The sequence below is a fragment of the Pseudolysinimonas sp. genome (genome assembly GCF_031389465.1).
Taxonomy (GTDB): domain Bacteria; phylum Actinomycetota; class Actinomycetes; order Actinomycetales; family Microbacteriaceae; genus Pseudolysinimonas_A.
Genome location: NZ_JANMSQ010000014.1, coordinates 1 through 9,760 on the forward strand (window position 1 = coordinate 1; position 9,760 = coordinate 9,760).

Genomic DNA, 9,760 nt, shown 5'->3' on the forward strand with positions numbered 1-9,760 from the left:
AGCGCAACGTCTCGGGTTTGCGGAAGCCGACCCGGCGGCGGATGTCGAGGGCTATGACGCCGCCCAGAAGGCCGCGATCCTGGCGAGCCTCGCGTTCCACACGACGGTGCCGCTCGACGCCGTGTACCGCGAAGGCATCCAGGCGATCACGGCCGAGCAGGTCGCCGACGCCCGCCGGTCGGGTTTCGTCGTGAAACTGCTCGCCGTGTGCGAGCGCGTCGTCGACGCCGAGACGGGAGTCGAAGGCGTGAGCGCGCGCGTGCATCCCGCGCTCGTTCCCCTCGATCACCCGCTCGCTGCCGTCCACGGGGCGAACAACGCGGTCTTCCTCGAGGCGGAAGCTGCGGGCGCGCTCATGTTCTACGGCGCCGGTGCGGGGGGAGTGCAGACCGCGTCCGCCGTGCTCGGCGACGTCGTCTCGGCCGCTCGTCGACACGTCATCGGCGGCCCCGGGGTCGCCGAGTCGACCCAGGCGGGTCTGCCGATCCTGCCGATCTCAAGCGTGCGTACTCGATACCGCATCACCCTCGAGGTCGCTGACCGTCCCGGCGTGCTCGCGGCGATCGCGACACTGTTCGCCGACCACGGCGTCTCGGTCGAGGCGGTGCAACAGGATGCCCGGCCGACTGCGCTGAACACCGAGGGCACCTCGCCCACCGCTACCCTGGTGATCGGCACCCACGAGGCAACCGAGTCGGCCCTCGCCGCGACAGTCGCCGCTTTGAGCGCGACAGATGTCGTGACCGCGGTGGCCAGCGTGCTGAGAGTAGAGGGACTGTGACCATGGCCGACCAGACGACCACGAGCCCCCTCGCGACCTCGAACAAGCAGTGGCGGGGTGTGCTCCACGAGTACCGCGACCGTCTCGACGTGACCGACGCGACGCCGATCGTGACCCTCGGCGAAGGCGGGACCCCGCTCATCGAGGCACCTGCCCTCTCGGAACGCACGGGTGCCCGCGTCTTCGTGAAGTACGAAGGCATGAACCCGACCGGCTCGTTCAAAGACCGCGGGATGACGATGGCCGTCTCGAAGGCGAAAGAGCACGGCGCGCAGGCGGTCATCTGCGCGTCGACCGGCAACACGTCAGCGTCGGCGGCCGCGTACGCCACCTACGCCGGGCTCACCGCTGCCGTGCTCGTGCCCGACGGCAAGATCGCGATGGGCAAGCTCGCCCAGGCGATCGCCCACGGCGCAGAATTGCTGCAGGTGGCCGGCAACTTCGACGACTGCCTCGACATCGCGCGCGAACTCGCCGCCCACTACCCGGTACACCTCGTCAACTCGGTCAACAACGACCGCATCGAGGGCCAGAAGACGGCGGCCTTCGAGGTGGTCGAGGTGCTGGGCGATGCCCCCGACTTCCACTTCATCCCGGTCGGCAACGCCGGCAATTACACCGCGTACACCCGCGGGTACTCCGAAGACCTCGCGGCCGGTCGCGTCACGAAGCTGCCGCGGATGTTCGGCTTCCAGGCCTCCGGCTCCGCACCGCTCGTACGCGGTGAGATCGTCAAGAACCCCGAGACGATCGCGAGTGCCATCCGCATCGGCAACCCGGCGTCGTGGGAGCTCGCCCTCGCCGCACGCGAACTGACCGACGGGTACTTCGGCGCGATCGATGACGACGTGATCCTCGACGCGCACCGCATCCTGTCGCGCGATGTCGGCGTCTTCGTCGAACCCGCCTCGGCGATCAGCGTTGCCGGGCTGCTCGAACGTTCCGATGCCGGCGAGATCCCGAAGGGTGCGGTCGTCGTGCTCACCGTCACCGGCCACGGCCTCAAAGACCCGCAGTGGGCGCTCAAGACCGCCGACGGCGGCGACGTCGTGCCGACTAAGGTGGCGGTGGATGTCTCCGAGGTGGCGAGCGTCTTGGGCCTGACCAAAACATCATGAAGACAATTCCGATCGGGCGCAGCGTCGCAGTGAAGGTTCCTGCGACGACCGCTAACCTCGGCCCCGGGTTCGACACCCTCGGCCTCGCGCTCTCGCTCTACGACGAACTCGAGTTCACCACCCGCGCGCAGCCCGGGGCGACCATCGACGTGCAGGGCGTCGGCGTCGGCGAGGTGCCGACCGACTCCTCGAGCCTCGTCATTCGCGCCGCCGCGCACACCTTCGCCCACTACGGCGTCGAGATGCCCGGGCTCGACGTCGTTGCGCACAACGGCATCCCGCACGGCAGGGGCCTCGGTTCGTCGGGCGCCGCGATCGTCGCCGGAATCATGGCCGCGAAGGGGCTGCTCGACGGGATCGTCGACATCGACTCTGAAGGGCTGTTGGCTCGGGCGACCGAGCTGGAGGGGCATCCCGACAATGTGGCACCCGCACTCTTCGGCGGCCTCACGATCGCTTGGATGACCCCTGACGGCCCGCGGCACAAGAAACTCATCGTGCACCGAGGGGTCTCGCCCTTCGTCGCCGTGCCCCGAGAGTCGGTCATGTCGACGGCGCTCGCCCGCAGCCTGCAGCCGGAGTCGGTGCCGCACGAAGACGCGATCTTCAACGTGTCCCGCTCGGCGCTGCTCATCGCGGCGCTCATCCAGAGCCCCGAACTGCTGCTCGCCGCCACCGAAGACAAGCTGCACCAGAGCTACCGCGCGAGCGCGATGCCCGAGACGGATGCCCTCATCCAGGTGTTGCGCGCGCACGGCCTCGCCGCCGTCGTGTCGGGAGCCGGGCCCTCGATCCTCGTGCTCGGCAGCGACCCGGCGCAGCGGCTCGTCGCGACGGATCTGGTCGAGAAGTCGTCGACGACGGCGTGGGATTGCCTGCTGCTCGCCGTCGATTTCAAGGGTGCTACAGTGGTACCGCACTCCACCGAGGCCGTGGCCTAGCCCAAAAAAGAGCTCGCCCCTTCTGAAGATGTGCAATCCCATCAGGTTCTGAATCCTCTTCTTGTGCGCCTCTCACGAGGTCATTCGAGTGGTCGTGAAGAACCGAACCCCGGACGTTCTGTGCCCGGGTCGAAAGGAAAACACCCCCTTGACTGACGCCGACACCGCCGCGACCGTCGCGGCCGACCGTGCTGCCCTGAGCCGCCTGAAGCTCCCCGAGCTGCAGGCCCTGGCTGCGGAGCGCGGAATCGCCGGCGCCGCCAAACTTCGAAAAGGAGAACTCGTGGACTCTCTCTCAGGCACCCCCGAGGCCGAAGCCCCCGCTGCCGAGGCACCGTTCGCTGAGGCACCGTTCGCTGAGGCAGCGTTCACCGACGAGGCGCCGGTCACCGACGGCGACACGATCCCCGCCCGACGTTCGCGTCGCGCTACCGCGTCGACGGAAGAGGTCGCGGCTCTCGCCGTCGACCTCCCCGCCGTCGAACGCCCCGACGCCGAAGCACCCGCAGCCCAGGACTCCTCGGCCGAGCCCCCGCGTTCGCGCGAAGAGATCGCCGCCGAGCTCGACAGCCTGCTTCCCGAAGTCACCTCGGGGGCCGACACCGAGGGTGACGAGACTGCAGGCCGTGGGCGCAGCCGCAGCCGCAACCGCGGCGGCCAGGGCGCTCGCGCCGAACAGGGCGCCACCGGTCAGGGCCGCCAGAACGGCAACGCCCAGACCGGCGGCAACCAGAACAGTGGTGGCCAGAACGGTGGCGGCCAGAACGGTCCCGCCGCCGACGGTCCCGACGCGGAGGGCCGCGGACGCGGCCGGTACCGTGACCGCAAGCGCGGTCGTGGCCAGGGTCAGAACGACGAGTTCGAGCCCGAGATCAGCGACGACGACGTGCTCATCCCCGTCGCCGGCATCCTCGATGTGCTCGACAACTACGCCTTCGTGCGTACCTCCGGTTACCTCCCTGGAGCGAACGACGTTTACGTCTCGCTCGGCCAGGTGAAGAAGTACAACCTGCGCAAGGGCGACGCGGTCGTCGGCGCCATCCGCCAGCCGCGCGACAACGAGCAGAGCCGCCAGAAGTACAACGCGATCGTCAAGATCGACTCGATCAACGGGCAGAGCGTCGAGGAGGCGGCCGAGCGCATCGAGTTCGGCAAGCTCACCCCGATCTACCCGAAGGAGCGCCTGCGGCTCGAGACCACGCCCGAGAAGCTCTCGACGCGCATCATCGACCTCATCGCCCCGATCGGCAAGGGCCAGCGCGGCCTCATCGTCGCGCCGCCGAAGGCCGGTAAGACGATCATCCTGCAGGCGATCGCCAAGGCCATCGCGGTCAACAACCCCGAGGTGCACATCATGGTGGTGCTCGTCGACGAGCGCCCCGAAGAGGTCACCGACATGCAGCGCGCGGTGAAGGGCGAGGTCATCGCCTCGACCTTCGACCGTCCGGCCGAAGACCACACGACGGTCGCCGAACTCGCGATCGAGCGAGCCAAGCGCCTCGTCGAGCTGGGCAACGACGTCGTCGTGCTGCTCGACTCGATCACCCGCCTAGGTCGCGCGTACAACCTGGCGTCGCCGGCGTCGGGGCGCATCCTCTCCGGCGGGGTCGACGCGAGCGCTCTCTACCCGCCGAAGCGCTTCTTCGGTGCCGCGCGTAACCTTGAGGGCGGCGGCTCGCTGACCATCCTCGCGACCGCGCTCGTCGAGACCGGCTCGAAGATGGACGAAGTGATCTTCGAAGAGTTCAAGGGCACCGGCAACTCCGAGCTGCGCCTCTCGCGCCAGCTCGCCGACAAGCGCATCTTCCCCGCGGTCGACATTGTCGCCTCGAGCACCCGTCGTGAAGACGAACTGCTCACCCCCGAAGAGGTACAGATCACGTCGCGTCTGCGCCGCTCGCTCGCGGGTCTCGACCCGCAACAGCAGCTCGAGGTGGTGCTCAGCAAGCTCAAGGACACGCAGTCGAACGTCGAGTTCCTCGTGCAGATCCAGAAGGTCATCCCCAACGGCAACGGGCACCACAAGGAGTAGGGCTTCAGAAGGAGGAGCGGCGTGTTCGAATCGGTCGCCTCGCTGCTGGCCGAGCACGAGGAGCTCCAGCAGCAGCTCTCCGATCCGGCGATCCATGCGGATGCCGGGCGCGCGAAGAAAGTCAACCGGCGCTACGCCGAGCTGAACCAGATCGTCGCCGCCCACACCGCGTGGCAGGCCGCCCAAGAGGATGCCGCCGCTGCACGGGAACTGGCCAAGGACGACGCGGCGTTCGCTGCCGAACTCCCCGGACTCGAGGAGGGGTTGCTCGCCGCCGCCGAGAAGCTGCGGCGACTGCTCATCCCGCGCGACCCCGACGACGGTCGCGACGTCATCATGGAGATCAAGGGCGGCGAAGGCGGTGAGGAGTCGGCGCTGTTCGCGGCCGACCTGTTGCGCATGTACCTGCACTACGCCGAATCCCGTGGCTGGAAAACCGAGCTGCTGGAACGCAACGAGTCCGATCTCGGCGGCTACAAGGACGTGCAGGTCGCGATCAAATCCAACGCGACCGATCCGGCGCTCGGTGTCTGGGCGTCGCTGAAGTACGAGGGCGGCGTGCACCGGGTGCAACGCGTGCCGGCGACCGAGTCGCAGGGCCGCATCCACACCTCGACGACCGGCGTGCTGGTCTTCCCCGAGGTCGACGAGCCCGAAGAGATCGACGTCAGCCCCAACGACCTGCGGATCGACGTGTTCCGCTCGTCGGGCCCCGGCGGGCAGAGCGTCAACACGACCGACTCGGCGGTGCGGATCACCCACCTGCCGACCGGCATCGTCGTGTCGATGCAGAACGAGAAGTCGCAGATCCAGAACCGCGAAGCCGGGATGCGGGTGCTGCGCGCCCGACTCCTCGCCAAGCAGCAGGAGGAGATCGCGGCCGCAGCCTCCGACCAGCGCAAAACCCAGATCCGCACGATGGACCGCTCGGAGCGCATCCGCACCTACAACTTCCCCGAGAACCGCATCGCCGATCACCGCACCGGGTACAAGTCGTACAACCTCGACCAGGTGATGAACGGCGCACTACAGCCGGTCATCGACTCGTGCATTCAGGCGGACGAGGAATCCCGCCTCGCCGACCTCGCCGACACCTCGTCCTGAAGCGGGCTCAGTGAACCTCCGGGCCCTCCTCGACCACGCGGTCGCCGTGCTGACGGCCGCCCGCGTGACGTCCCCCGATGCCGACGCCGAGCTGCTGGTCGCCCACGTGCTCGGCGTTTCGCGCGGGCAGCTGCAGGCGCAGATCGTGACGGGTGTCACCCTCGACGCCGAGCAACGGCATGCGGTACTCGAACTTGTGGAACGCCGCGCCGCCCGCGAGCCCCTGCAGCATCTCACCGGGCTGGCCGCCTTCCGGTCACTCGAGCTGCGCGTCGGCCCGGGAGTGTTCGTGCCGCGTCCCGAGACCGAGATCGTCGCCCAACTGGCGATCGACGCCCTCCTCGCCGTCCCGGGGGGATCTCCCCGCGCTGCGGACCTCGGCACCGGCAGCGGAGCGATCGCGTTGGCCCTGGCAACCGAGGTGCCGCACGCCGAGGTCGTCGCCGTCGAGAACTCGCCGCGCGCGTTCATCTGGGCGCGCGAGAACGTCGCCCGGGTGGGCGCTTCGAACCTCCGCCTGGTGTTCGCCGACTTACGCCACGCCGTGCCCGAACTCGATGGCACGCTCGACGTCGTCGTCTCGAACCCGCCGTACATTCCGGTCGGTGCGATCCCGCGCGACCCCGAGGTGCGCCTCCACGACCCCGAAGTCGCGCTCTACGGGGGAGCCGACGGCCTGGATGTCGTGCGCGCCGTGTCAGCGACCGCCCGACGCCTGCTGCGGCCCGGGGGAGCGCTCGTGCTCGAGCACGGGGAACTTCAGGGCGCCGACATCCGTGCCCTGCTCACCGCCGACGGCTGGCGCGCCCCCGCGACGACCCGCGACCTCCTCGGCCGCGACCGCGCGACAACTGCGATCCGCTGACCTTCTCGCGAGCGCTACCCGTTTCGTCGAGCGCGCCCACGAAACGGACCGCCCGCAGCGATCTGGGTAGCGCTCGAGATCCCGGTGAACTGTGCGGCAAACGCTTCGATTGCCTGGAGCAGGGCGGCGGGGTCGCGATAGAGGTGAGCTGTGATGCCGACGGAAGCCGCACCGTCGACGTTGACGGGCATGTCGTCGACGAAAAACGTGTGCTCGGCCGGCTCGTCGTAGGCGCGCAGCACTCCTTCGAAGACGTGGGGATCTGGTTTGCGCGCGCCGTAGTGGCTGGAGGCTTTGAGATGCTCCGCCCCGAACAGCGGCACGAGGTCCGGCGCGAGCGTCGCGAGATTCTCGCCGACGAGCGGACCGTTGTTGGTGAGCAGCGTCACCCGGCCGAGTTCGGCGGCCCGCGCGACGGCGGCGAGCGCCTCGGGCCGAGGGGTCATCGCGGACCCTCGGTTGGCGAGCCACTCATCCGCCGTGAGCGTCGCACCGATCGCCGCACGCCACTCCGCGAGGTACGACGCACCGTCGGGCCAGTGCCCGGCTTCCGCGGCCCACTCGCCCTCGTCGTTCCACCAGCGGCGGCGCAGTTCTGAGAGGTGGAGGCCGGTCAGCTTCGTCAGGCCCGTCATCCGGTGACGCCAGTCGTAGTCGTAGAGGACATCGTCCATATCGAAGACGAAGAGCAGACCCATGGTGCTCCCATTCTCCCCGACCACCGGCGGTGCCGCTGACCGCGAGACCGTAGGGTAGAGGGCGCCATGGCTCTGTACGACACGAGCGTCCCCGACGACCTGCTGACCGGGATGCGATCCGCCCGCGTTGCGATCGGGCGCGGGGAGCTGGTGGTGATTCCCACCGACACCGTCTACGGCGTCGCGGCCGACGCCTTCGCCCCGGCCGCCGTCCAGCGGCTGCTCGAGGCGAAGGGCCGAGATCGCACCGCACCGCCGCCGGTGCTCGTGCCCGGCATCCCCACTCTTGACGCGCTCACCGAGTTCGTCCCCGAGGAGGTGCGCGCCCTGGTGGCGAAGTTCTGGCCGGGCGGGTTGACGGTCGTGTTGCGTGCCCGCCCGACGCTCGACTGGGACCTGGGGGAGACCCGCGGCACCGTCGCCGTGCGCATGCCCGACCAGCGCATCGCGCTCGAACTGCTCGCCGAGACCGGACCGCTCGCGGTGTCGAGCGCCAACCGCACCGGCGAGCCCGCCGCGATGACCGCAGCAGACGCCGAGGCCGCGCTCGGCGACACCGTCGCCGTGTACCTCGAAGCCGGCCCCGTCGGCACCGCGTATCCCGACGCCGACAAGGGCTCCGGGTCGACAATCGTCGACGCGACAGCCCTCGAGCACCCCGACGGGAAGCTGCGGATCCTGCGCCACGGCGTCATTCCGGATCAGGCGATCATCGACATCGTGGGAGCCGAGCGGTGCGCATAGTCTTCTACGTCGTCGTCGCGATCGTCTCGGGTGTCGTCTCGTTCGGCGCTTCGTGGGCGATCTGGAAGTTGAGCCACAAGTACCGGCTCTACCCGAAGATCCGCGAGCGCGACGTGCACACCCGCCCGACGCCGCGGCTGGGCGGGATAGCCCTGTTCCTCGGCATCGTCGTCGCGTTCGCGGTCGGCTCGCAGCTGCCGCCACTCGCCCTGATCTTCGCTCAGCCGCAGCAGGTGCTCGCGGTGCTCAGTGCCGCCCTTCTCATCGTGCTGATCGGCGTCGCCGACGACATCTGGGATCTCGACTGGTTCACCAAGCTCACGGGCCAGATCATCGCCGCCGGGCTGCTGGCTTGGCAGGGTGTTCAGATCGGCTGGGTGCCGTTGCCGGGCACGGTCGCGCCGCTGTCGCCGTATATGTCGTTGCTCGTCACGATCTTCGTGATCGTTCTGGTGATGAACGCCGTCAACTTCATCGACGGTCTCGACGGGCTGGTCGCCGGTGTCGCGGTGATCGCGAGCGCGGCGTTCTTCGTGTACGGCTACCTCGTCTCATACGGCCCCACCGAACAGAGCGACTACTTCAACCTCGCGCAGTTCATCACCGCGGCCCTCATCGGCGCCTGCGCCGGCTTCCTACCGTGGAACTGGCGGCGCGGCGACGATCGGCCTGCCCGCCTGTTCATGGGGGACGGCGGGGCGCTGCTCGTCGGTCTCCTCATGGCGACGTCGACTGTCGCGCTGGCCGGGCAGACCGTGCCGACCAGTACGAGCGAAGGCCTCGTCGCACTCATCCCGGTCATCCTTCCGCTCGCGGTGCTCATCGTGCCGCTCGCCGACTTCACGCTCGCGGTTCTACGTCGGCTGCGAGCCGGCAAGTCGCCGTTCAGTGCGGATCGCAAGCATCTGCATCACCGCCTGCTCGACATGGGGCACTCCCACGTGCACGCCGTCGTGATCTTCTACGCCTGGACGGCGGTCGCTTCGATCGGCATGCTGCTCTTCCTCATTCCGGGGCGCGGGCTCCTCATTGGCGGCATCGTCATGCTCGTCGGCTTCGTCGTCTGCACGATCGTGACGCTGGCCCCGCTGAGTCGCCGCAAGGCCATTGAGGCTGCGGTGCAGAGCGCCCCTGCTGCCCTTGCGGCGGATGCCGGGGTCGCCGAATTCGATCCCCTCGACGCCGCCGCCGGAGCGGCCGCGGTCGGCCTCGAGCACACCGCCGCCGAGGCCGCCAGCGCTCTCGAGCGTCTGCATGAGAAAGAAGCATCCTCGTGACCGTCGCCCCACTCCTGACCCGCGCGTTGCTCTACGGCGCGATCGTCGCCGTCGGCGTCGCTGTCGGGGCCGGCACCATCGGTTGGCTGACGTCGGGCCTTCCCGGGGTGCTCGGCGGGTTGCTGGGGGCGGCGCTCTCGGCGGTGTTCCTCGGGCTGACCGCCGTGAGCATGTTGGTCGCGGGTCGCGTCACCCGTGGG

At 69.1% G+C, this 9,760-nt stretch carries 9 protein-coding genes and 1 pseudogene; 9 read left to right on the forward strand and 1 reads right to left on the reverse strand.

Annotated features, from left to right (window positions below; translation table 11 throughout):
* The 6 genes from RMO30_RS00400 to prmC all read left to right on the forward strand — a co-directional run.
* Positions 1-781, forward strand: a 781-nt coding sequence (locus tag RMO30_RS00400) for a homoserine dehydrogenase (RefSeq protein WP_309708002.1), incomplete at its 5' end; no start/stop codon positions are given.
* A 2-nt stretch (positions 782-783) separates the two neighbouring features.
* Positions 784-1,899, forward strand: coding sequence for a threonine synthase (gene thrC / locus RMO30_RS00405; protein WP_309708003.1), 1,116 nt, complete (start codon positions 784-786; stop codon positions 1,897-1,899).
* Positions 1,896-2,840 carry a homoserine kinase gene (gene thrB, locus RMO30_RS00410; RefSeq protein ID WP_309708007.1) on the forward strand — a complete coding sequence of 315 codons (945 nt, stop codon included), beginning with the start codon at positions 1,896-1,898 and terminating at the stop codon, positions 2,838-2,840. The genes thrC and thrB overlap by 4 nt, the downstream gene beginning before the upstream one ends.
* A 148-nt stretch (positions 2,841-2,988) precedes the next feature.
* On the forward strand, positions 2,989-4,872 hold the full coding sequence (gene rho / locus RMO30_RS00415; protein ID WP_309708010.1) for a transcription termination factor Rho: 1,884 nt from the start codon (positions 2,989-2,991) through the stop codon (positions 4,870-4,872).
* A 21-nt stretch (positions 4,873-4,893) separates the two neighbouring features.
* Entirely contained in the window at positions 4,894-5,976 is a 1,083-nt protein-coding gene (gene prfA, locus RMO30_RS00420; RefSeq protein ID WP_309708013.1) for a peptide chain release factor 1, read from the forward strand.
* Positions 5,977-5,986: 10 nt separating this feature from the next.
* Positions 5,987-6,841: a peptide chain release factor N(5)-glutamine methyltransferase gene (gene prmC / locus RMO30_RS00425; RefSeq protein ID WP_309708016.1), complete on the forward strand. Its 855-nt coding sequence runs from the start codon at positions 5,987-5,989 to the stop codon at positions 6,839-6,841.
* Between the two features lie 14 nt (positions 6,842-6,855).
* On the opposite strand, the gene RMO30_RS00430 is transcribed toward prmC, so the two are convergent.
* Positions 6,856-7,539, reverse strand: coding sequence for an HAD-IA family hydrolase (locus RMO30_RS00430; protein WP_309708018.1), 684 nt, complete (start codon positions 7,537-7,539; stop codon positions 6,856-6,858).
* A gap of 66 nt (positions 7,540-7,605) precedes the next feature.
* On the opposite strand from RMO30_RS00430, the gene RMO30_RS00435 reads away from it, so the two are divergent.
* The 3 genes and pseudogenes from RMO30_RS00435 to RMO30_RS00445 form a co-directional block, all read left to right on the forward strand.
* Positions 7,606-8,283, forward strand: a complete 678-nt coding sequence (locus RMO30_RS00435) for an L-threonylcarbamoyladenylate synthase (protein ID WP_309708020.1) — start codon at positions 7,606-7,608, stop codon at positions 8,281-8,283.
* Positions 8,280-9,560, forward strand: a complete 1,281-nt coding sequence (locus RMO30_RS00440; RefSeq protein ID WP_309708024.1) for an MraY family glycosyltransferase — start codon at positions 8,280-8,282, stop codon at positions 9,558-9,560. The genes RMO30_RS00435 and RMO30_RS00440 overlap by 4 nt, the downstream gene beginning before the upstream one ends.
* Positions 9,557-9,760, forward strand: a pseudogene (locus tag RMO30_RS00445) (hypothetical protein); the annotation flags it as partial. The gene RMO30_RS00440 and the pseudogene RMO30_RS00445, both read left to right, overlap by 4 nt.